This is a genomic window from Devosia oryzisoli (assembly GCF_014837245.1).
In the GTDB taxonomy this organism is placed as follows: Bacteria; Pseudomonadota; Alphaproteobacteria; order Rhizobiales; family Devosiaceae; genus Devosia; species Devosia oryzisoli.
The window spans coordinates 354855-377126 of sequence record NZ_JACYFU010000002.1 but is presented as its reverse complement, the minus strand read 5'-3'; the positions used below and the strand labels follow the sequence as shown (position 1 = coordinate 377126).

23 protein-coding genes and 1 riboswitch are annotated in these 22272 nt (G+C 64.6%); of the genes, 6 read left to right on the top strand and 17 right to left on the bottom strand.

Annotated features, from left to right (window positions below; all coding sequences use genetic code 11):
* Nucleotides 1–55: 55 nt before the first annotated feature.
* The gene (locus tag IC608_RS08415) at nucleotides 56–553 is read left to right on the top strand and encodes a peroxiredoxin (protein ID WP_191774448.1); all 498 of its coding nucleotides are present in this window, start codon (nucleotides 56–58) and stop codon (nucleotides 551–553) included.
* A 16-nt stretch (nucleotides 554–569) separates the two neighbouring features.
* Nucleotides 570–1148, top strand: coding sequence for a hypothetical protein (locus IC608_RS08410; protein WP_191774446.1), 579 nt, complete (start codon nucleotides 570–572; stop codon nucleotides 1146–1148).
* A 55-nt stretch (nucleotides 1149–1203) separates the two neighbouring features.
* Here the strand turns inward: IC608_RS08410 and gcvPB are convergent, their stop codons facing one another.
* The 12 genes from gcvPB to IC608_RS08350 all read right to left on the bottom strand — a co-directional run bounded on the left by gcvPB (nucleotide 1204) and on the right by IC608_RS08350 (nucleotide 13882).
* Nucleotides 1204–2748 (bottom strand): aminomethyl-transferring glycine dehydrogenase subunit GcvPB, encoded by a 1545-nt coding sequence (gcvPB, locus tag IC608_RS08405; RefSeq protein WP_191774444.1) that lies wholly within the window; start codon nucleotides 2746–2748, stop codon nucleotides 1204–1206.
* Nucleotides 2745–4088 (bottom strand): aminomethyl-transferring glycine dehydrogenase subunit GcvPA, encoded by a 1344-nt coding sequence (gene gcvPA / locus IC608_RS08400; protein ID WP_191774442.1) that lies wholly within the window; start codon nucleotides 4086–4088, stop codon nucleotides 2745–2747. The genes gcvPB and gcvPA overlap by 4 nt, the downstream gene beginning before the upstream one ends.
* Nucleotides 4089–4090: 2 nt before the next feature.
* Nucleotides 4091–4456 (bottom strand): glycine cleavage system protein GcvH, encoded by a 366-nt coding sequence (gcvH, locus tag IC608_RS08395; RefSeq protein WP_191774440.1) that lies wholly within the window; start codon nucleotides 4454–4456, stop codon nucleotides 4091–4093.
* A gap of 7 nt (nucleotides 4457–4463) precedes the next feature.
* Entirely contained in the window at nucleotides 4464–5627 is a 1164-nt protein-coding gene (gcvT, locus tag IC608_RS08390) for a glycine cleavage system aminomethyltransferase GcvT (protein WP_191774438.1), read from the bottom strand.
* A gap of 149 nt (nucleotides 5628–5776) precedes the next feature.
* Nucleotides 5777–5865, bottom strand: a riboswitch (glycine riboswitch).
* A 116-nt stretch (nucleotides 5866–5981) separates the two neighbouring features.
* Nucleotides 5982–6470 (bottom strand): F0F1 ATP synthase subunit B family protein, encoded by a 489-nt coding sequence (locus tag IC608_RS08385; RefSeq protein ID WP_191774436.1) that lies wholly within the window; start codon nucleotides 6468–6470, stop codon nucleotides 5982–5984.
* 4 nt (nucleotides 6471–6474) lie between these two features.
* Nucleotides 6475–7125 carry a F0F1 ATP synthase subunit B gene (locus tag IC608_RS08380; RefSeq protein WP_191774434.1) on the bottom strand — a complete coding sequence of 217 codons (651 nt, stop codon included), beginning with the start codon at nucleotides 7123–7125 and terminating at the stop codon, nucleotides 6475–6477.
* 97 nt (nucleotides 7126–7222) lie between these two features.
* Complete coding sequence (locus IC608_RS08375) at nucleotides 7223–7450, bottom strand: F0F1 ATP synthase subunit C (protein ID WP_191774432.1); 228 nt, start codon at nucleotides 7448–7450, stop codon at nucleotides 7223–7225.
* A gap of 61 nt (nucleotides 7451–7511) precedes the next feature.
* Entirely contained in the window at nucleotides 7512–8291 is a 780-nt protein-coding gene (locus tag IC608_RS08370; RefSeq protein WP_191774430.1) for a F0F1 ATP synthase subunit A, read from the bottom strand.
* A gap of 21 nt (nucleotides 8292–8312) precedes the next feature.
* On the bottom strand, nucleotides 8313–8705 hold the full coding sequence (locus IC608_RS08365) for an AtpZ/AtpI family protein (RefSeq protein ID WP_191774427.1): 393 nt from the start codon (nucleotides 8703–8705) through the stop codon (nucleotides 8313–8315).
* A 239-nt stretch (nucleotides 8706–8944) separates the two neighbouring features.
* Entirely contained in the window at nucleotides 8945–12397 is a 3453-nt protein-coding gene (locus IC608_RS08360) for a chromosome segregation SMC family protein (protein ID WP_191774425.1), read from the bottom strand.
* A 78-nt stretch (nucleotides 12398–12475) separates the two neighbouring features.
* Nucleotides 12476–13276, bottom strand: a complete 801-nt coding sequence (locus IC608_RS08355) for a thioredoxin domain-containing protein (protein ID WP_191774423.1) — start codon at nucleotides 13274–13276, stop codon at nucleotides 12476–12478.
* Between the two features lie 90 nt (nucleotides 13277–13366).
* Entirely contained in the window at nucleotides 13367–13882 is a 516-nt protein-coding gene (locus IC608_RS08350) for a DUF721 domain-containing protein (protein ID WP_191774421.1), read from the bottom strand.
* A 106-nt stretch (nucleotides 13883–13988) separates the two neighbouring features.
* Between IC608_RS08350 and IC608_RS08345 the strand changes: the two genes are divergently transcribed.
* Entirely contained in the window at nucleotides 13989–15047 is a 1059-nt protein-coding gene (locus IC608_RS08345) for an NUDIX domain-containing protein (protein ID WP_191774419.1), read from the top strand.
* Here the strand turns inward: IC608_RS08345 and IC608_RS08340 are convergent, their stop codons facing one another.
* The 4 genes from IC608_RS08340 to IC608_RS08325 form a co-directional block, all read right to left on the bottom strand.
* Nucleotides 15048–15443 (bottom strand): MAPEG family protein, encoded by a 396-nt coding sequence (locus IC608_RS08340; RefSeq protein WP_191774417.1) that lies wholly within the window; start codon nucleotides 15441–15443, stop codon nucleotides 15048–15050.
* Between the two features lie 127 nt (nucleotides 15444–15570).
* On the bottom strand, nucleotides 15571–16704 hold the full coding sequence (locus IC608_RS08335; RefSeq protein WP_191774415.1) for a site-specific DNA-methyltransferase: 1134 nt from the start codon (nucleotides 16702–16704) through the stop codon (nucleotides 15571–15573).
* Between the two features lie 82 nt (nucleotides 16705–16786).
* Nucleotides 16787–17482 (bottom strand): ribonuclease HII, encoded by a 696-nt coding sequence (locus IC608_RS08330; protein WP_191774413.1) that lies wholly within the window; start codon nucleotides 17480–17482, stop codon nucleotides 16787–16789.
* Entirely contained in the window at nucleotides 17482–17853 is a 372-nt protein-coding gene (locus tag IC608_RS08325; protein ID WP_191774411.1) for a DUF4180 domain-containing protein, read from the bottom strand. Before IC608_RS08325 ends, IC608_RS08330 begins: the two co-directional genes overlap by 1 nt.
* 64 nt (nucleotides 17854–17917) lie before the next feature.
* On the opposite strand from IC608_RS08325, the gene IC608_RS08320 reads away from it, so the two are divergent.
* The gene (locus tag IC608_RS08320; RefSeq protein WP_191774409.1) at nucleotides 17918–18493 is read left to right on the top strand and encodes a hypothetical protein; all 576 of its coding nucleotides are present in this window, start codon (nucleotides 17918–17920) and stop codon (nucleotides 18491–18493) included.
* A gap of 110 nt (nucleotides 18494–18603) precedes the next feature.
* Nucleotides 18604–19278 (top strand): HAD family hydrolase, encoded by a 675-nt coding sequence (locus tag IC608_RS08315; RefSeq protein ID WP_191774407.1) that lies wholly within the window; start codon nucleotides 18604–18606, stop codon nucleotides 19276–19278.
* Here the strand turns inward: IC608_RS08315 and IC608_RS08310 are convergent.
* Nucleotides 19275–20423, bottom strand: a complete 1149-nt coding sequence (locus IC608_RS08310) for a PA0069 family radical SAM protein (RefSeq protein WP_191774406.1) — start codon at nucleotides 20421–20423, stop codon at nucleotides 19275–19277. The genes IC608_RS08315 and IC608_RS08310 overlap by 4 nt on opposite strands.
* A gap of 346 nt (nucleotides 20424–20769) precedes the next feature.
* On the opposite strand from IC608_RS08310, the gene IC608_RS08305 reads away from it, so the two are divergent.
* On the top strand, nucleotides 20770–22245 hold the full coding sequence (locus IC608_RS08305) for an MDR family MFS transporter (RefSeq protein ID WP_191774403.1): 1476 nt from the start codon (nucleotides 20770–20772) through the stop codon (nucleotides 22243–22245).
* Nucleotides 22246–22272: the final 27 nt, after the last annotated feature.

Genomic DNA, 22272 nt, shown 5'->3' with positions numbered 1-22272 from the left:
ATCGGCTGTGCCAGCAATTTTAGTAGGGCGGCTGAGCCGCTGGCATGGGGCGTTGTTGATGATCGATCGTGGTGATGCGATCCCGTCGGTGGGGATCAAACTGGTAACGGCATCGGGCACCACTGATACGACCAGCACAGAGGCGCTGGCGGGCAAGCGGGTGGTGTTGTTCACTGTTCCCGGCGCCTTTACGCCGACCTGCCACGTCAATCATCTGCCCGGCTTCGTGGCCAATGCCGACAAGCTGCGGGCGGCAGGGGTCGAGCGCATCGTGTGCGCCTCGGTGAACGATCACCACGTGATGAAGGCCTGGGCCGAGGCGTCCGATGCCCTGGGGCAGGTCGACTTCATCGCCGATGGCAATGGGACATTTGCCAAGGCCCTCGGCCTCGACAAGGATCTGTCTGCGCCGGGCTTGGGCCTACGGTTCGGCCGCGCTGCCATAATCATTGAAAATGGCGTGGTGCGCGACCTCTTCGTGGAAGACGGCCCGGGCGTCAACGCCAGCGGAGCTCCCGCTATCCTCATGGCGCTCGAAGCGGCCAATGCCTAAGTTCCGGAGTGTGTCCATGAACCTTCAGTCGGTCCTCAAACTCACCGCTTCGGCAGGCCTTGCCGCTCTGCTCGCAGGCTGTTCCATAGGGGGCATGTTCGGTGGCGGGAGCGGCTCCAATCCCTCCCTGCAGAACGCTCCTGCTGCTCCCGCAGCCGTGGCGCAGGCCCAGACCAACGCCTTGCCCGCCATTGCGACCGAATGCCCGCCCATCCGGGTTCGCCTCGGTGGAGAGGCCATGTTCTACTATGGAAACGGCCGCACCGGTGACCCCAAGGCGCTCCAATACCAGGGCGTCATCGACGAGAGCACGCGCAACTGCGTTGTCTCGGACGGATTGATCACCGTGAATATGGGTGTTTCGGGCCGCGTTCTGCTCGGGCCGGCAGGCTCGCAGAAATCGGTCAACGCGCCGATCCGCTTTGCGGTGGAGCGCGACGGTCAGGCGGTGTTCTCGGAGAAGTACACCATCCCCGTGGCGATCACGCCGGAAAACAATTCCGGCGAGTTCGTGAAGGTCGTGGAGAACGTCGCCATTCCCTATCTCGGGGGCGAAAAGATCACCATCTGGGTCGGCTTCGACACCCGCGGCTAGCGGCGGACCCTATCGAGTGGCTTGAAAGAAAATGGCGGCCTCGGGCCGCCATTTGTCATTCTGCCGCTTGCGGGACCTCGCTCTCCCGCTCCCATTTCAACACGGGCTGGCGGGCAGCCCGTGTTTCGTCGAGCCGGCGTCTGGGAGCCTTGAAAGGCGCTCCGGTGAACCGCTCGCTCTGGCCGGCTTTGGCGGCCTCAGCCAGGGCCAGCATGACGTCGCAGAACCGATCCAGTGTCTGCTTGCTCTCGCTCTCGGTGGGCTCGACCAGCATTGCGCCGTGCACGACCAGCGGAAAGTACATGGTCATGGGGTGGAAGCCCTCATCGATCAGCGCCTTGGCGAAGTCCAGCGTCGAGACGCCCGTGCCCTTGAGGAAGCTGTCGTCGAACAGCGCCTCGTGCATGGTCGGATAGTCGGGGAAGGGCACCGAGAACACGGCCTCGAGGCGTGCCTTGATGTAATTGGCGTTGAGCACCGCATCCTGCGCCGCCTGTGCCAGCCCATCCCCGCCGTGGCTCAGCATGTAGGTCAGCGCCCGCACATACATGCCCATCTGGCCCTGGAAGGCCGTGACGCGGCCCAGCGCCTGCTCCCCCACGTGCTCCACCAGTTCGATGCCGCCCGAGGTCTTGCGCAGGAAGGGCACCGGAGCAAAGGGCGCCAAGGCCTCCGAAAGCACGACAGGACCCGCGCCGGGTCCGCCGCCGCCATGTGGCGTCGAGAACGTCTTGTGCAGGTTGATGTGCATGGCGTCGATGCCCAGGTCCCCCGGTCGCACCACGCCCATGATGGCGTTGAAATTGGCGCCGTCGCAGTAGAAAAAGGCACCGGCCTCATGAACCGCCCTGGCGATATCGATCACCTGAGGCTCGAACAGTCCGCACGTGTTGGGATTGGTCAGCATGATCGCCGCCACCTCGGACGACAGCGCTGCCTTGACGGCCTCGACATCCACCGTGCCATCGTCCCGCGCCGGCACCGCCTTGACCGTGTAGCCCAGGAACGCCGCCGTGGCGGGATTGGTCCCGTGCGCGCTCTCGGGAACCAGCACGATGCGTCGTCCGGCCTCGCCCCTGGCGTCCTGCGCCGCCTTGATGGCCATCATGCCCAAGAGTTCGCCGTGGGCGCCGGCCTTGGGGGACAGGGCCACGGCGGCCATGTTGGTGAGCGTCATTAGCCAGTGCGAGAGCTGGTCCATCACCGCCAGCGCCCCCTGCACCGTGGAGAACGGCTGCAGCGGATGGATGTCGGCAAAACCCGGCAGGCGCGCAATCTTTTCGTTCAGCCGCGGATTGTGCTTCATCGTACACGAGCCGAGCGGATACATGCCGCTGTCGATCGAGTGGTTGAGACGCGACAGCCGCACATAGTGGCGCATCGCCTCCGGCTCAGTCAGCCCCGGCAGGTCAAGCGGGCTGCGGCGCGCAAAGTCGCCAAGCCGGTCCTCGCCGAGTTCGACATCCGGCAGGTCGACGCCGGAATGGTCGGTGTCGCCGATCTCGAACAGCAACGGTTCCTCGGGCAGAAGAGCCGAGCCCGTAGCCGATGTGCCGAGCGTGCCAATGCCGGTGGGCCGGCCCTGGGAGTTCATGCTCATGCCAGTTCCTCCGTCAGCGCGGCGCAGAGCGAGGCGATATCGCTCTCGGTGGTGAGTTCGGTCACCGCAAGAACGATCAGGTCGTCCACTTCCGGTGCCTCGGGCAGGAGACGGCTCGCCGGGACACCGGCGAGGATCCCTCGCTGGGCGAGCCGTTCCACCAGACCCACCGCAGGCTGCGCCACGCGGATGGTGATTTCGTTGAAGAAGTTCTTGTTGAGCACGCTCACGCCCGGGACGGCGGCCACCGCCTCGGCAAGCGCGATGGCCCGGGCATGGTTGAGCCGGGCCAGCCGCACGAAGCCTGCTTCTCCCAGCAGCGCCATGTGAATCGAGAAGGCGAGGGCGCAGAGCCCCGAATTGGTGCAGATGTTGCTCGTCGCCTTTTCGCGCCGGATATGCTGTTCGCGTGTCGACAGCGTGAGGACGAAGCCGCGATTGCCTTCTGCATCGACGGTTTCGCCGCACAGCCGCCCCGGCATCTGCCGGACGAACTCCTTGCGCGTCGCCATCAGGCCCAGATAGGGCCCGCCAAAATTGAGCGCGTTGCCGATGCTCTGGCCCTCGCACACGACGATATCGGCGCCCAGAGCGCCCGGCGCCTCCAGGAGCCCGAGCGAAACGACCTCGGTCACCACCACGATCAGCAGGGCGCCCTGCGCGTGGGCAGCGTCGGCCGCGGCCTGAAGGTCTCGCAGGTGACCGAAGAAGTCCGGCGTCTGGACGACAATGGCGGCCGTGTTAACATCGATGTGGTCGAGGATATCGCCCTGCCCCTCCGGAGAAGGGGACAGGCAAATCAGGTCTTGGTCGTCCTTGAGATAGGCTTTGACGACGTCCCGATAGTGCGGATGCAGGCCCCCTGAAAGTATGATGCGCGACTTTCGGGTCAGGCGGCGGGCCATCAGCACGGCTTCTGCCGTCCCGGTCGAGCCGTCGTACAAGGAGGCATTGGCCACGTCCATGCCGGTGATCTTGGCCACCTGCGTCTGGAACTCGAAGAGCATCTGCAAGGTGCCCTGCGAGATTTCCGGCTGGTACGGCGTATAGGCCGTTAGCCATTCCGAGCGTTGTATCAGATGGTCTACAGTGGCGGGGACATGGTGCCGATAGGCGCCTGCGCCGATGAAGAAGGGGCCGTCTCCGGCGGCGCGGTTCTTGCCGGCGAGGGCGCGCATATGCGCCTCGACCAGATATTCCGGGCTGTGCGTCGGTAGGTCGAGAGAAAACGACTTGAGGGCCGAGGCGGGCACGGCGCTGAACAGCGCATCGACGTCTGCCGCGCCGATGGCACCGAGCATCTGCGCGCGCTCGGCTTCCGAATGAGGGAGATACCGCATGGTTATTTCGTCAGGTCCGCATAGGCCGCGTCGTCGAGCAGCGTTTCGGTCTCCGTGACGTCCGCCAGGGTGAGCTTGAACATCCAGCCGCCCGCTTCGGGATCGGCGTTGACGAGACCCGGCTCGGTTGATAGCGCCGCATTGACCTCGCTCACCGTGCCGCTTACCGGGGCGTAGATTTCCGATGCCGCCTTGACGCTTTCGACCACGGCTGCCTCGTCGCCCTTCTTGAGCACCTTGCCGATGGCTGGGAGTTCGATGAAGACGATGTCGCCCAACTGCTCCTGCGCGAACTGCGTGATTCCCACGATCCCGGTGTCACCTTCGATGCGGATGTATTCGTGGTCTGGCGTGAACTTTGTGGTCATGGAAGCCTCAGGCTGTCTTACGGTGGTAACGGTGGGGAACGAAGGGAGTGGGGACGACACGGGCGGGCTGTGGCCGGCCGCGGACGGAGACCTGCAGAACCGTCTCTGCCTGAGCGAAGTCGGGCGGCACGAACCCAAGGGCGATGGCCTTGCCCAGCGTCGGCGCAAATCCACCGCTGGTGACGATGCCGATGGGCGCGCCATCTGCATCGAGAATGGCTGCGCCCTCGCGGGCCGGCGCTCCCTCGACGATGAGGCCGACGCGCTTGCGCTTCGGCCCCTCAGATCGCTCTGCCAATATGCGCGCGGCACCCGGGAAATCGGCGGCCTCCCGGCGTCGTTTGGAAATGGCAAATCCCAGATCGGCCTCGACGGGGGAGGTCGTGAGATCGAGGTCGTGCCCGTAAAGCGGCAGCCCGGCTTCAAGCCGCAGGCTATCGCGCGCACCGAGCCCGATGGGCTTGACCCGGTCGTCGGCCAGGAGCGCGTCCCATAGGGTTTCGGCATGCTCCGCGTAGCAGCGGATTTCAAAGCCATCTTCCCCGGTATAGCCGGATCGGGAGACGGAAAGGCCAATGCCGTTCCAATCGTAAAGGCCATATTCCATGAACGCCAGGTCAGCGGTTTCCGGCACTAAGCGCGCCAGCACGGCGGCCGCCTCCGGCCCTTGCAGGGCCAGCAGCGCACCGCGATCCGCCCGCTGCAGCCTGGCAACCTGTCCGGCGGCCTCGCTCATCCGTGCAAAATCGACGTCCTTGGTCGCCGCATTGACGACGATGAAGAGACCGCCCTCCTTGCCTGTGGGCGGACGGGCGACCATCAGGTCGTCCTCGATGCCGCCCCCTTCGTTGAGCAGGAGGGTGTAGCGGATCTTGCCGGGCGGCAGTCCGGCGATATCGCCACAGACCAGAGGTTCGAGCACCGCGGCGATGGCGGCGTGATCCCGGTCGGCATCTCCCGAGCGCTCGTTGAGCATCAGGAAACACGGACCCATGTGGCTGACATCAAACAGGCCCGCGTGCTCGCGCGTCCATTTGTGCTCGGCCATGATGCCGGGGGGGTACTGCACCGGCAGGGCATAGCCGCCGAAGGCGACCATGCGGCCACCAGCGGCGACGTGCCGCGCGTAGAGCGGTGTCTGTTTCAGGTCTTGGGATTCGGGTTCGGCCATGAACACTCTCGGGCTGGTCGGCGACACGACAAAGCTCCGCTCTCGCGGAAATCGTGCCCCCTCTGTCCTTGCCCTGAGAGATTTCCCGGCTGAGCGCCGGTTGCTCCTTCGGAGAAGCCGCACAAGGCGACTTGCTTTCCAGAGTGTTTATGCAGACTGCGGTCCTTCGGCCTGAGAGTTTCCGGGGCGGTTGCTCCTTCGGCGCCGGCGCAGAGCCGGTCTCTCCCGCAGTCGGGGGCACCATGGGCGAGATTTGAGGTGCCGTCAATCGCGCCCGGATGTCACGTCCCAGCCCCTGTGCAAAAAGAAAAGGCGGGCATCGCTGCCCGCCTCCAGATTCATCATTCCGATCGATCAGTTGAGCTTGCTGCCCACATTGGCGATTGCCGCGTCGATCACGGAATTGCCTTTGTTGCTCATCTCGTCGGTGAGCACCAGACGGGCCGCTTCGATGGCAATGTCGGCCGAACGCGCGCGCACCTCGGCGATGGCCTGGGCCTCCGCCTGGGCAATCTTGTCTTCCACCGCCTTGGTCCGGCGGGCCACCATGTCTTCCAGCGAGGCCTGGGCCTCGACGGTCAGCCGGGCCGCCTCTTCCTTGGCTGCGGTCACGATGCCCTCGGCCTCGCGCTCGGCAGCGACACGCTTCTGCTCGTATTCGACCAGGAGGGCAGCGGCTTCGGAACGGAGGCGCTTGGCCTCGGCGATGTCGTTCTCGATCTCGCCGATCTTGCGATCAAGCATTTTGGCGATGATGCGATGTACGCCAAAATAGAGGACGAGGCCGACGAAGATGACGAGGGCGACGAAGGCAAAAAAGCTGTTATCCAACCATTCGGGCATCAGCTTACTCCTTCACTTTCGCCACGGCAGCGCGGACGCTGTCGGGCGACACGTCGCCGACGATCTGCCCGACCACGGCCTGGGCCGTTTCCGCAGCGATCTCGTCGACATGGGTGAGCGCTTCCGCCTTGGTCTGCGCGATGCGGGCTTCCGCGGCGCTTACCTTGGAGGAAAGATCGGTTTCCACGGCGGCGCGCTTGGCTGCGAGGTCCGCGTTGATGGCGTCGCGCGTCTTGTTGGCAATGCTCTGGGCGTTGGACCGGGCCTCGGCCAGGGCCTTCTCGTATGCGGCGATGGCCGCATCCGTCTTCTGCCGGTCGGCGTCGGCCGCGGCCAGGTCAGCATCGATCAGCGCCTTGCGGTTTTCAAGGATGCCACCGATGCGCGGCAGCGCCACGCGGCTCATCAGCACGTAGAGAGCGCCGAATGTAATGGCCAGCCACAGGAGCTGGCTGGGGAAGGTCGCCGGATCGAACGGCGGGAACACGCCCGATTCATGCTCGCCACCATGGGCTTCGGTGGTGGCATGGGTGTCAGCAGTCGGATCGCCATGGGCGGCGTCCGCAGGCGCGGCGTGGGTCGCGTCGGTGGCCGGAGCCGCCGCGCCGTCCACGGCCGGGGTTTCCGCCTCTTGGGCGAAGGCTTGCGTTACCATCTCGGTAGGTCCCGTTAAATCCGGTCAGCCGGGATCATCCGGCAAAGCGCGCAGCCGGGAATTGCCCCGGCTGCGAGAATTTGTGCCTGCGCGCCGATCAGGCGACGAACAGCAGGATCAGGGCGATCAGGAACGAAAAGATGCCCAGAGCTTCGGTCACGGCAAAGCCGAAGATCAGGTTACCGAACTGGCTCGGAGCAGCCGACGGGTTACGCAGGGCGCCCGTGAGGAAGTTGCCGAAGATGTTGGCCACGCCCATGGCGGCGCCAGCCATACCGAAACAAGCAATGCCGGCACCGATGAACTTCGCGGCTTCAGCTTCCATTTTAGTGTCCTTTCAAGCGACGTAGGATTTCCGGCGAGGTCTTCGCCGAGAGGGGTGGTGGTTAGTGGGACGGGTGGATCGCGTCGTTGAGATACATGCAGGTCAGGACCGCAAATACGTAGGCCTGAACCGCACCGACGAGAAACTCGAGACCGGTGAGGGCGATTGCCATCAGGATCGGCAGGATTGCGCCGAACCAGCCAAGGGCGCCGAGGGCGCCAATCATCATCACGGCAAAACCCGTGAAGACCTTGAGGGTGATGTGGCCGGCAAGGATGTTGCCGAACAAACGCACCGACAGGCTGATGGGACGCGAGAGGAAGGAGATGACCTCGATCGGCGTCACGATGGGAAGGATGTAGCCCGGCACGCCGGCCGGAACGAACAGCTTGAGGAACTTCGGACCGTTCTTGATGAAGCCGTAGATGATGACGGTGAGGAAGACCAGCATCGAAAGGGCGAAGGTGACGATGATGTGGCTGGTGACCGTGAAGAAGTAGGGCACCAGGCCGAACATGTTGGCAAAGAGGATGAAGGTGAACAGCGAAAAGACCAGCGGGAAGAACTTCATTCCCGCCGTGCCCGCCGAACTTCGCACCATTCCGGCCACGAATTCGTAGAGCAACTCGGCCGTAAGCTGGCCGCGTGTCGGCACCAGCTTCTTGCTACCCGTGGTGGCCAGCAGGAACACCACGATCGTGGCCACCGTGATGACCATGAACAGGGCGGAATTGGTGAAGGCGAAATGCAGTCCCGAGCCTTCGGTGCCATCCCCGCCAATGGTGAAGAGCGGGAACAAGTCCTGGATGACAAACTGGTGGATCGGGTCAGTACCGGCCATGGAGCCCTCTAAGCGTCATCATTAGTCGTTCCGCTCTTCGTCTTCCGCGTCGGGTCCAAGGTCGGATCCCGGCGGGGCAGGCGTCGCGGCATTCATTTCCGCCACCACTCGGATGACGTTCAGGATTCCAGCGGCAAAGCCCATCAACAGAAGGATGAGCAAGCCCCAGGGGCTGGTCCCCAGGCCAAGGTCGATGAGGTAGCCGATACCGGCACCCACCAGGACCGCGGCGATGAATTCGGTGCCGATGCGCATGCCGCGCGCCAGACCGCTCATCTCCGGGGAGGCATCGCGCGAGGCTCTGTTGTCCTCGGCCATACGTTCCCGCTTGGCAGAAGCAATGCGTGACGCGAGGTCCCGCGTTGCTTCATCGGCGCTCTTGGGCTGGCCTCGATCGTCCGGAGGTATGGTCATCCGCACTCCTCGGCCGGTCCAGTCCCGGCAGTTTCCGGGGCGCCTTTTAAGTCGCGCGCAACATAGTGGTGGCCCCCGAAGGTGTCAAGGCGGCCGGTAGTGACGTAAGCTATTGTTCCATAAGTGATATTTACGTCACAGCAGGGGTGCGGCATGCTGTCATCGCCGTGATCGTGGCAGAGTGTGGGCAGGGGGCAGGGGATTCTGTCACGAAGTGGCGATCCTGCTATCTGCCAAACCTAGCCCGCCTCCCGGAAACTCTCCGCGGTGCGGAGGTCCACCGAGACCAGCTGGCTGACGCCCCGCTCGGCCATGGTCACCCCGAACAGCCGGTCCATGCGGCTCATGGTGATGGGATTGTGGGTGATCACCATGAAGCGCGTCTGCGTGCGCGCCCGCATGCTGTCGAGCAGGTTGCAGAAGCGTTCGACATTGGCGTCGTCCAGGGGCGCGTCCACCTCGTCGAGCACGCAGATGGGAGCGGGGTTGGTCAGGAAGACCGCAAAGATCAGGCTCATGGCAGTCAGTGCCTGTTCGCCACCCGAAAGCAGCGTCATGGTCTGCGGCTTCTTGCCGGGGGGGCGGGCGACAACCTCGAGCCCGGCTTCCAAGGGATCGTCACTCTCCACAAAGGTCAACTCTGCCGTGCCGCCGCCGAAGAGGGTGGTGAAAAGGTCCTGGAAATGCGCGTTTACCTCGCTGAAGGCGGCATTGAGGCGCCCCCGGCCTTCGCGGTTGAGCGCGACGATGCTGGCACGGAGCTTGGCGACGGCCTCGATGATGTCGTCCCGGTCCTTGATCATGGTGTCGAGGCGGGCCTGCACCTCCTCTGCCTCCCGCTCGGCTGTCAGGTTGACGCCGCCCAGTCTTTCCCGCTCCGCCTTGAGCCGGTCGAGCTTCTGTTCCACCGCGCCTTCAGCCGGTAGCGCCTGTTCCGGACGGATACCTGATGCCTCGAGTGTCCGGCTGGCAGGGATGCCGAGGGTTTCCTCGGTCTGGCGTTCGATCTGCTGGCGCTGCGCGATGATGCCCTTGAGACGCTCCTCCATCCGCGTCAGCTCGATCTGGACGGCATTTAGGCTGTCCACCGCAGTCTTGAGGGCCTTCTCCGCGTCTCGCCACCGGCCCTGGGCCTCGGCCAGCCGGTCCCGGGCCTGCTTGTGCTCCTCGCGGGCCTGCTCGATTCGCTCCTCGAGTTGCGCCGCCCGGTTCGCCTGCCCCTCAGGAGCCTCGTTCATGGCCTCGATTTGCGTGCGCACATCGTTCAGCCGCTGATCCAGCGTCTGGACCTGGACAAGAGCGCTCTGGTGCCGCTTCTGCCACCCCGCCTGGTCACGCGAGAGCTGGTCGATCCTGGCGGCGCGCACACGTGCGCTGGACTCCAAGGTATTGAGGGCCATGCGAGCCTGATCAGCCCGCTGGCGCAACAGGACCAGCTGGCCCTGCGCCTCATCAACCACGCTCGCGTCGGCATCCATGCCGATTTCGGAAAGGGAGGCCTGCGCGGCCGCTATCGCCTCCTGCGCCTCGGCGATCCCCCCGACCAGCCGGGTCCGGGCCTCATCCAGGGCGGCGCGGCGGGTCGAGAGCTCCCCGGCCGCCCGCAGCTCCTGCTCAAGCTCGGCTTGGGCCGTCCCGATGGCATGCTGGGCGCTGCGCCATGCCTGTCGCCGAACGCGTTCCGCTTCGCGCGCAGCTTCGACGCCGGCGACAAGGGCGTCTACCTGGCGCTTCAGGGCGTTGCGTTCCCCCCGCGCATGAGCCAGTTCCTCGTCGAGGTCGGCAAGACGATTGCGCTGCGCCAGCCGCTGTGCGGCCGCGGTCGGCGCGTCGGCGGCGGACACGAACCCGTCCCAACGCCATAGCGCCCCCTCCAGCGTGACCAGCCTTTGTCCCGGCTTGAGTGCCGGCATCAGGGCCGGGCCGTCCACTGCGTCGACAAGGCCAATCTGCAGCAGGCGCCGCTTGAGAAGCGGCGTTCCTTCGACATGGCGGGACAAGGGCTCGGCGCCCTGGGGTAGAGGTGGATCGTCATAGCTGTCGATGGCGATCGACCAGTGCAGGGGCGCGCCAGCATCCGAGGACGCGTCGAGATCGTCGCCAAGCGCGGCACCCAGCGCGGTCTCGAATCCGGGTTCGACGGTAAGCTCATCGACGATCGCAGGCCAAAGGCTGGCGCCGAGATTGAGCATCTTGCCCAAGGTAGAGGCCTCCGCCTCGAGACGGCCGACCAGAGCATCCAGGTTGGCCAGGTGGGGTCTTGCAGCATCCAGCTCTGCCTGCGCGGCGGCGGCCAGTTGCTCGCCCTCGATCGCCTCCGCTTCGGCCGCAGCAACGGCCTGATGCGCCGCGTCGAGCGCCGCCTGACGGCTGGCCACACGGTCATTCTCCGCCAGCTGCCGGTCGAGCTTGTCCAGCTCCCGTGTCACCCCGGCAAGTTCCTGCGTCAGTCTCTCATGCCGCCGCGATACCTCGAGCAAAGACCGCTCCGCCTCTGCCCGTCTGGCCCGTTTTTGAGCCAGCGCGTCGAGGGCGCTCCGCACCACGCTTTCTGCGGCAGCGGCCTCCGCCTCCGCCGCCGACGCCGTTTCGCGCGCCGCCATTCCCTCGGTCGTGGCTGCGCTTTCTTCCTGCTCGAGCGCGGTCAGTTCTGCGGCAACGGCGTCCAGGGTCGCTTCGGCTTCCGTGGCGAGCGCGCGCTCACGAACGCCATCCGCTTCGATCTGGCGGCGGCGATCGGCCAGGTCCTCGCGGCGCTGGGTGAGCCGCCGGGCCTCCTCGGCCAGCCGTTCGGCTTCGATCGTATAGCGCTGCAGTACCGCGCCGGCGACGGCTTCGCGCTCGCGCAGGGGCGTCACGGCCGCCTCTGTCGCTGCGACGTTTTTTTCGGCATCGAGCCTGGCATGGGTGGCGTCGGCCAGTTGCCGGACAAGGACGGCCTGGGTGGCCTCCGCCTCCTTCTCCGCTACCCGCGCCGCTACCCAGCGCAGATGATAGAGCGTCGATTCCGCCCGCCGGATTTCTCCCGACAGGCTGCGGTAGCGGCTGGCGAGGCGCGCCTGGCGCTTGAGCGTTTCGAGCTGTGTGCCGACCTGGCCGATGATGTCATCGACCCGTTCGAGATTGGTCTCTGCCGCGCGCAAGCGCAGTTCCGCCTCGTGCCGGCGGGAGTGGAGGCCCGAAATTCCCGCCGCTTCCTCGAGCAGGGCACGGCGCGCCGTAGGCTTGGCCGCAATCAGCTCACCGATCTGCCCCTGGCGCACCATGGCCGGTGAATGCGCGCCGGTCGAAGCATCGGCAAAAAGCAGTTGCACGTCGCGCGCCCGCACCTCCCGGCCATTGACCCGATAGACCGATCCCGCTTCGCGCTCGATCCGGCGCGTCACCTCAAGCACGTCTGCGGTGTTGAGCGCGGCGGGCGCCGTGCGGTCGGCATTGTCGAGCACCAGCGTGACTTCCGCGCTGTTGCGGGCCGGCCTGTTGCCCGAGCCGGAGAAGATGACGTCGTCCATCCCGGACGCCCGCATGGCCTTGTATGAGCTTTCGCCCATCACCCAGCGCATGGCTTCGACGAGGTTGGACTTGCCGCACCCATTGGGACCGACGATGCCGGTCAGGCCCGGCTCCATATGCAGCACCATTTCGTCGCAGAACGATTTGAACCCGTGCAGCTTGAGCCGGGAGAATTTCATCTCGCCGCCCATCCTGCACTTGGGCACGACAAGGCCGCCTTCCCGGACAGGAAGACGGCCTCGCTGCGAACGGCGCTTTTACTGCGCAGGGGCAGGCGTAACCGGGGACATGGCGTCAGCGGCCGGAGCGGCTGGAGCGGCGTCTGCCGCGGGAGCCTCGGCAGCGGTGGCGTCGGCAGCCGGCTGGCCGGCTTCCGGAGCAGTCGCGGCACCAGCGGGGGCGACAAAATCGGCAGGCACAAGCGGGTCGATTTCCGCTGCCATCTGCTCGATCGTCTTGTCTCCGCTGAGCAACTTGCCATTGATGTAAAAGGTCGGGGTACCCTGGAGATTGAAGTCATTGAGCGCCTGATCGCGCAGAGCTTCCATCCCGTTGTAGAGATCCTGATTCGTCAATGCGGCGTCGAAGCTTTCCTGGGTAAAGCCCAGTTGCTTGGCGACATCGAGGATGGCGTCGCGCGGCTTGTCCGAAACGCCCCAGGTGTTCTGGGTGCGGAAGAAGGTGCCGATGACGTTCTCGTAGTTCGTTTCGCCCGCTGCTTCCGCCAGCATGAAGACTGCCGCGTCGAGGACATTGCGGATGAAGGGCCGGAGGATGAACTTCACCTTGCCGGTGTCGATGTACTGCGCCTTGAGCTCGGGATAGACGTTGTTGTGGAACGCAGCGCAGTGCGGGCAGGTGGGCGAAGCGTATTCAATAATGGTGACGGGCGCATCGGGATTGCCCTCCACCTTGTCAGCAATGTCGCCGGCCGGATCCATCAGCTTGGCCGTGTCGATCATGTCGCCTTCGGCCGCTTGTGCCGTCGCAACGCCACAAAGGCCCAGCGCTGAAGCGGCAGCGGCAAGAAGGAGAGTCTCTCGGCGGTTGAATTTCACGGTTCAGGCTCCGGTTCTTGTGTAGCTGGGACACTACACGGGGGGACAATGTCGGCAAGTGGGCAGGATTATCACTTGCCGGTGAACAGTCTATCCGTCTTTTCTTTCCGTACGCACCGAAAGCGCCAGCCCCAAAGTGCGCAGGGCCTCTCGCAGCGCCTCGTCTTCAACGCTCTCGGTGGCCGTGGTCACTTTTGCCATGGCGCTGGTGCTCGGTTGCTCCGGAGACTGCCGCCTTTGGCCTGAACCCGGAGTGAACGGTTCTGCGGATAGCCGGACCTCGCGCACCAGCACATAGCCGAAGAACCGATTGACGGCGCTGGCGATGGCTGGGGCTTCGTGCTGGGCAAACAAGGCTTGCCCCGGTGCGCAGCGCAGCACGAGCACCGCGCCCTCGGCATTGTTCGACGAACGCGGCCAGGAGAGTTTGTCGGGAATGGTGGTCCGGTTGAACGGTTCTGGCGCGATAACCGGCCACTGCGCCAGGATTTCCCGGCTGGCAAAGCCCCGCTTTTTCAGCATCGGGTCGAGCGCGCCCGCCAGCGCGTCGGCAACGCTGAGGGTTTTGTTACGACGCTTGAACTCGGCGGGGTCGTCCTTGGCCATGCTCTTCCACTAGTGTCGTCTGCGCTTGCCGGCAAGCGGGCAAGATGGCCCGCAGGCAAAACTGCATCTTGTGAGGGAATCGCTCCTGGCTATATCAGTCGGGGTCGTGACGCTTCATCTTGCAAATCCTCATCCTCTCGACGCTCCTGCGGTGCTGGCCTGGTATGATCGACATGCCCGCGATCTGCCTTGGCGCATCCCGCCGGCGGAGCGGCGGGCCGGCATCCGGCCCGATCCATACCGTGTCTGGTTGAGCGAGGTCATGCTGCAGCAGACCACTGTTGCGGCGGTGAAGGCCTACTTCACCCGGTTCACCAACCTCTGGCCGAGCGTCCACGACCTCGCCGCGGCGCCGCTCGATGCGGTGCTGCGCGAATGGGCGGGGCTGGGCTATTACGCCCGCGCGCGCAATCTGCATGCCTGCGCCCAAGTAGTGGTTCGCGACCACGGCGGTGTTTTTCCCGCGACGTCTGCCGCGCTGCGGACGCTGCCCGGTATCGGCGCCTACACCAGTGCCGCCATTGCGGCCATCTGCTTTGATGAACCGGTCGCCGTCCTCGACGGTAACCTCGATCGCGTGCTCGCCCGCTACCATGCCCTGCCGGTGCCGGTCCGGGAGGCCAAGGAGGACTTGCGCGCGACTCTCCAGGCTTCCGTTCCGGCAAGGGCAGGGGACTTCGCGCAGGCCATGATGGATCTGGGAGCCACCATCTGCGCTCCACGTAAGGTTGCCTGTCTTTTGTGTCCGCTGCAGCCCGGATGCCGCGGCACGCGAACAGCCGACCCTGTTGCCTTTCCTGTCAAGCCCGCCAAAACCGATAAGCCAACGCGCCACGGCCACGCCTACGTGATGCGCGATGCCGATGGAGACGTCTTCCTGCGCTCGCGCCCGGGCAAAGGCCTGCTGGCCGGAATGACGGAGGTGCCGACCACCGAGTGGTCAAGCACTGCCCATGAGACGATCCCGCCCGTCAGCGCCGCATGGCGCCTAGCAGGACAGGTGGTTCACGTCTTCACCCATTTTCGGCTCGAGCTCGACGTGTGGACGGCCACCGTATCGCCCGAAGGGCTTGGGGACGGGTGGTGGGCCGACCCGGGGACGCTGCGATCCGAAGCGCTGCCCACGCTATTCCGAAAGGTGCTGGCGACTGCCGGACTGCAGTGATCAGCCAGGCAGGTGAGGCAAGAGGAGTAGGGCCAGCAGCGCCAGGCCGAGCAGCGACAGCGCGAAGCTTACCGACCGCCACGGGCTGAGCGCCAGGATGTAGCACGGCACGTATAGCATCCGCGCCAGCAGGTAGAGCGATGCGCCAACGAGCGAAACCGGGCCCTGTTCGCCAAGGACAATCGACAACACAGCCAGCGTCAGGAAAATCGGCAGCGTTTCATGCAGGTTGGCGAGAGCCCGCTTGGCTCGTCCAAGCCGGGGGGAGGTCTGTTCGGGCAGGTCGTCCCGTGGACCGAGCAGGTGCCGGAATCCCACGAGGTCGATACGATAATGCGCCAAGAGGCCTGCCTGCACGAAAGCCAGGATGAGCACGAGCAGAATTATCAGCAGCATATTGGTGAGGTCCGGTCGGAGGGTCGTGCCCGAGCCTATGGAAGAACGCTGAGCTTGCCAACAAAAAGGCCGCCGGTTGAAGCCGGCGGCCAAGTTTTAGAGCCTGAAGGGAGATTGGAGGTCAGGATCAGGCAGAAAGCAAATCAAGTTTTTGGCGAATGTCGGACCGCAGGGAGTCGATCGGCTCGACAGTGCCAGAGCGTTCGTGGTGCCAGAAAGTCCACCCGTTGCATGCTTCGGCCCCCTGAACCAATGCGCCGACCTTGTGAATCGACCCCTGGTGCGGACCGGAGACGAGCGAACCATCTGCACGAACCATGGCGAAGTAACGCCTCGTCAGGTCGAAGAGTTGCGTGCCGGGGTCAATCAGGCCCTGTTCCACGAGAGACCCAAAGGGAACGCGCGTCTCCTTGCGCTTGGGCTTGACCGATTGCAGGGCTTCGAAGACGCCAGGACGGATGGTGGCAATGCGCTTGAGGGCCGCCGAGACATAGGCGCTTTCGCGCTCGATGCCGATGAAGTGCCGGCCCAGCTTGCGGGCCACGGCTCCGGTGGTGCCCGTGCCGAAGAACGGATCCAGCACCACGTCGCCCGGTTTCGTCGTCGCGTTGAGGATGCGGTAGAGCAGGGCCTCGGGCTTTTGCGTGGGGTGTACCTTTTCGTCCGCGTCGTCCTTGAGGCGCTCGGCGCCCGTGCAGATGGGAAACAGCCAGTCCGACCGCATCTGCGTGTCGTCATTGGCCAGTTTCATCGCCTCGTAGTTGAAGGTGACGCGGCTCTTCTGGCTTTTGGCGGCCCAGATCAGCGTTTCGTGCGCATTGGTGAAGCGAGTGCCGCGAAAATTCGGCATCGGGTTGGCCTTGCGCCAGACGATGTCGTTGAGCATCCAGAAGTCCAGGTCCTGCAGCGCCGTGCCGACCCGGAAGATGTTGTGGTAGGAGCCGATGACCCACAGCGCGCCATCGGGCTTCAGCACCCGCCGGGCCGCCTTGAGCCAGGCGCGGGTGAAGGCGTCGTAATGGGCAAAACTGTCGAATTTGTCCCAGTCGTCGTCGACCGCGTCCACCTTGCTCTGGTCGGGGCGGGTGAGGCCCTGCTCCAGTTGCAGGTTGTAGGGCGGGTCGGCAAAGATGAGATCGACCGAGCCGGCCGGCAAGGCATTCATGTGGTCGATGCAATCGCCCACGAGGATGGTGTCGATCGGGAGGCGGACAGCCTCCTCCGCAGCGGCCTCGACGGCCGTACGCGCGGTACGCAACATACACTTAACCCTAACGCAGTACTAACAAATCCGTTATAGCGCGCTGGGGTTAATGGAGCGTTGGCAAGCGGTAAGCGAGGGGTTAATCGGTGACGAGGACCGTCGTTTCCTGCACCAGCAGCGCCGCCACCGGGGCAAACTCGTTGCGGTGGTGCCGGCAGGGACCATGCGCCTGCAGCGCCGCCAGGTGTACCGCGGTGCTGTAGCCCTTGTGGCTGGCAAAGCCGAACTGCGGGGCGTCGCAATCCATAATCTGGCACATGCGGTCGCGCATCACCTTGGCCACGATAGAAGCGGCGGCAATCGAGACACTTCGCCCATCTCCGCCGATCAGCGCCAGCCCATCGCAGTGCAATTCGGGAGGCAGATCGCGGCCGTCAACCAGCACCCGGTCGGGCAGGGTTGAGAGCGAGCGGGCAGCCCGCGCCATCGCCCTCAGGGTGGCTCCGCGAATGTTGTAGGCGAGGATGTCGGCCGGTGGCGCAGACGTTACGGCGACATCGGCCGTGGCCACGATCTTCGCAAAAAGCTCCTCCCGGCGCTCCGGGGTCAGCTTCTTGCTATCGTTCAACCCGTCGGGGATGCGCGCGGGGTCGAGCCTGACGGCGGCAACCACCACCGGGCCTGCCAGCGGCCCGCGGCCAGCTTCGTCGACCCCGGCTACATAGCGCGCGCCGCGAGCGAGGAGCATTGTCTCGTGGCTGAAGTCGGGTACTTCGGGCCGGATGTCGAACAGTTCGACCTCGACCTCTGCGGTGGCTGTGACTGTACGGCCCATCACCCCTCCAGCGCGGCCTGCAATGCCGCACGGTCGGGGACGAACAGATGATGTCCGATCCGATTGGTTTCGCCCACGAAATCCCGCAGCGCGGTGCTTGCGCGGACGTGCTCGTCAATGTCCCCGACAATGGCCAGCCGCAATTGGTAGTTCTGCATTTTCTGGAAGAAGCCGCCCGCCTGGCGCGTGCTGAGATCGAAAAATGATGGCGCCAACCGGCGGGCAGGGACCACGACGACCTCTGCTCCCGTCCCATAGGTCTGCCCGATCAACTCGATCGCGTCCGCCTCGCCGCTCAATTGCGGCCCGTCATCGCCGACAACAAGCGCCACGAAGGGTCCGACCTTATCCAATTCGGTCTGTGCTGCCATATCTGCTCCACATCCGGCGTGATACAGGAGTCGGGCCGGGGGGCAAAGTCCTGTGGAGTCCGCAATGCGCACCGTGATTGGCCTGGCCGTCCTGCTGCTGACCAGTCCGGTCGCCGCCCAGCCGTTCCACCATCCTTATGGGGAATGGCGCGAATACAACCGCGATTGGCTGGCTGCATGTCCGGACGTCATCAATGAAGATGCCGCCGACTACTACGGCAACTCCTGTTTCGCCAGCACCGGTAGCGTCGAAGTGAATGACGCCAATCTGCCCGCCTACAAGCTGACACTATTACGGAACCGGCTCGATGGCGCGCTGGACCTCGCCGTTACAGTGGCCCCAACCAAGGGCCAGTTCGATCCGGATCGCCCCATGACCCTGCAGTTTCCTGGAGATGAACCGGTCGATCTGCACCAGGGTGTTGACTTCGAGATTCGCTACAACACCATAAATCAGTTCTTCCTGCTCGAACCGCGCAAGTCGGAGATCATCGAACATATGAAGCGGCGCAACGCGGTGATCCTGTCGGTGCCCCTCAAGGAAGAAATGCGTCCCGTGGTCACCCGGCTGTCCCTTCAGGGCGTGATGGCTTCTCTCGACTTCATGACTACCTACGCCCGCAAGGTGACACGCTACTGATTGCTGCCTTCAGGGGGCGCGTCCGGGCCACCAGCCGGATCCGCGGCGGACATGTTGACGAAGCGGCCACTTTGGTGTGGGTGTGGCACATAATCTGCGTGGACTGCCCTATGCCTCCAAAGCCCGGTGCCGGCCTTCTGTTCGATATTGACGGCACGCTGGTGGAAAGTGATCCGCTGCATCTTCAGGCCTTCAACATCGTGTTTGAGCCCTTGGGCCATGTCTTCGATCGAGAGCGCTTCGGACGCGAATTGCAGGGGCTCGCGAACGTCGACATTGCCGCCCGCTTCCTCCCCCACGAGAGTATCGACCGGCGTCGCGCCGTGCTCAATGAGAAGGAGGAGACATTTCGGAAACTGGCCGCCAAGGGCATCGACGCTGTGACCGGGCTCTTTTCCCTCCTCGATTGGGCCGAAGCTCACGGTGTCCCCACTGTCGCCGTAACCAATGCGCCGCGGGCCAACGCCGATCTGCTACTGGACAGCATTGGCGCCCGCCGGCGGTTCCACAGCGTCGTCGTCGCCGAGGATCTGGCATTCGGCAAGCCCCACCCCATGCCCTATCTCGAGGGGCTCGCGCGCATTGGGGCCGATCCGCGCTATAGCGTGGCCTTCGAGGATTCCCGGACCGGCATCACCTCCGCTACCGCCGCTGGAATCGCCACTGTAGGCATGGCTACCGGTCTTGAGCCGGCCGATCTTCTCGCCGCCGGCGCCGTGCTTGCCGCTTCCGAATATACCGACGCGGCGCTCCTCGATTTGGTCAAGGCGCGCTTGATGGCCTAGAACAGGCTCATCTGCCGGCTTTCGATCTGCGGCGCGACGAAGAGATCCGTGCGCAGCGCTGGCAGCTTCGCATCAAGGCCATAGCGCTCCCGCGCCTTTTCAAACCGCTGCCGCAACAGCGTCGCATAGGGGCCTTCGCCGGTCATCCGGACGCCCCAGCGCGAATCGTAATCCTTGCCGCCGCGCGTGTCCCGCACAAGCGACAGCACGTGGCGCACGCGGTCGGGGAAGTGCCGGAGCAGCCATTCGCGAAACACATCGCGCACCTCGCCCGGTAGACGCAGCAGGATCATGGCGGCGCTGACCGCTCCCTGCGCCTTGCCTGCGTCAAGAATCCGCTCGAGCTCCATGTCGTTGATGGCCGGAATCATCGGCGACGCGAAGATGGCTGTCGGCACGCCGGCTTCACTGAGCAGCCGGATGGCCTCGAGTCGCCGTGCCGGGGTCGACGCCCGCGGCTCCATCTTGCGGCTGAGCTTGTGGTCCATCGACGTCACCGAAAGGGCCACCTTCACTAGGTTGAGCTTGGCCAGTTCGGTGAGCAGGTCGAGGTCGCGGATGATCAGTGCGGATTTGGTGGTGATCATCACCGGGTGCCGCGTTTCCAGCATCACCTCGAGGATGCCGCGCGTCAGCCGGTGCTTGCGCTCGGCAGGCTGGTAGGGATCGGTATTGGTGCCCATCGCGATCGGCTTGGGGCGATAGTTCCTCGCCGCCAGTTCGGCCCGCAAGGCGTCCACCGCATTGGTCTTCACATAGATGTCGCGCTCAAAATCTATCCCCGCCGAGTGCCCCAGATAGGCGTGGGACGGCCGGGCGAAGCAGTAGGAGCAGCCATGCTCGCACCCCCGGTAGGTGTTTATCGAGCGTTCGAACCCGATATCGGGGCTGTCATTGCTGGTGATGATCGTCTTGGCCCGCTCGACATGCTCGGTCGTTTCAAAAATGGGCAGCGGCTCTACCGTTCCCCAGCCATCGTCAAAACTTTCCCGCGCGTGCGCTTCGAACCGGCCGGAGCGGTTGGACTGCGCGCCTCGTCCGCGAATACGGTCCGGGTGCTCAAGTTCACGGCGGGCCAGATCGGCGTCGCGACTGCGGCTCAACCGTTCAAGGGCTTCAAAGGAGGGCGCCTGATATAGGGCCATGATGACTCTCCGGGGCTCGAGCGCCGGGCAGAATCGACTGCCGGCGACGTCTCTGGAGATAGCATCGCGAAGAGAACATAACAAGAACAAACATCAGTGAACGCCCAGACCCGGCGGCAAACGCAGGGTCGATCTGCGCGTTTGAGACTTTACCCTCAGGCGGGCAACGTCTAGAGACAGTGCCCCGGTTCGGACGATATGCGTCGCCGAGCGCGCCATCCGCACCCTGCACCTGCCGCCGTGTCTGCTGACAGGGTGTGTCGCGAATAAAGTCGACTGAAGCTGTCGAAACGGCAGCCGGGCTTTCGTCGCCACGGTGGAACGACCAATCGCACGAGGAAACGAAATGACCCTGGATGCCACCATGGACGGGATCGGAGACATTGCCCCTCACCATCCGGACAACGCCGCCCGCAACAGGCTCGTAATTGGAATTCTGCTGGTGTCGACTTTCGTGGTCTTCCTCAACGAGACTATCATGAGCGTGGCCATCCCACACCTCATGAACGACCTCGGCGTGACGGCGAGCGCCGCGCAGTGGCTCACCACGGCTTTCCTGTTGACCATGGCGGTGGTCATCCCGGTCACCGGATTCCTGCTGCAGCGCATGAACACGCGGCCCATGTTCATGATCGCGATGAGCGTCTTTTCGCTCGGCACGCTGGCCTGTGCCCTGGCGCCCGGCCTTGAGCTCCTGATCGCGGGTCGCGTCGTGCAGGCCGTCGGAACGGCCATCATGATGCCGCTCCTGATGACGACGGTCATGACGCTCGTACCGGCCGAGGGCAGGGGCAAGACCATGGGCAATATATCCATTGTCATGTCGGTGGCGCCTGCGGTCGGGCCAACCATCGGCGGCTTCATCCTGGCGCACTACGACTGGCGCTTCATGTTCTTTTTCACGCTGCCCATCGCGCTGGGGACCTTGGTGCTGGGGGCGCTGAGAATCCGCAATGTGTCGTCGCCGCGTTTTGCGCCGCTCGATATTCTTTCGGTCATCCTTTCGGCGATTGCCTTCGGCGGGCTGGTCTACGGCCTTTCCAGCCTCGGCGAAGGCGCCGGGCACGGCGCTGTCATTCCAGCCTGGCTGCCGATCGTTGTGGGTCTCGTCGTGATGAGCATCTTCATCGCTCGTCAGTTCGGCCTCGCCCGGCAGGACAAGGCCTTGCTCGATCTGCGCACGCTCGGGCACCGCAACTACACGATGGCCTTGATTACCATGGCCATTGCCATGGTGGCGCTCCTGGGCAGCTCGATCCTGCTGCCGATCTACACGCAGAACGTGTTGGGGCTCGGCACCCTGCAGACCGGCATGATCCTTCTGCCCGGCGGGCTGCTCATGGGGTTTCTCGGCCCTGTCGTCGGGCGGCTCTTCGATCGCGTCGGGCCGCGCCCGCTGCTGGTGCCTGGCGTCGTCGCGGTGTCGGCCGTGATGTGGGCGTTGACCCTGGTTAGCCCGCAAACCCCGGTGTGGGCCGTGGTTGTGGGTCATGTGGTGCTGAGCGTGGGCCTCGCCTTCACCTTCACGCCGCTCTTCACTTCGTCCATGAGTTCCGTGCCGGCGCCGCTCTATTCCCATGCCAGCGCCATCCTCGGCTCCGTGCAGCAGGTTGCCGGGGCCGCCGGCATCGCTCTCTTCGTAGCGGTCATGAGCCTGCGCTCGGCAGCCGCCGCATCCGAGGGTCTCGAGGGCGTCGAAGCCCTGGCGGCAGGCATTCGCTCAGGCTTTCTATGTGGCGCGATCATCTCCCTGCTCATGGTCGTAGCGGCGTTCTTTGTGCGCCGGCCGGCAGAGGGAGCCCCGCGTATGAGCGGGCACTGATCGAAATGAAGGAGCGCCGGTGCCGGC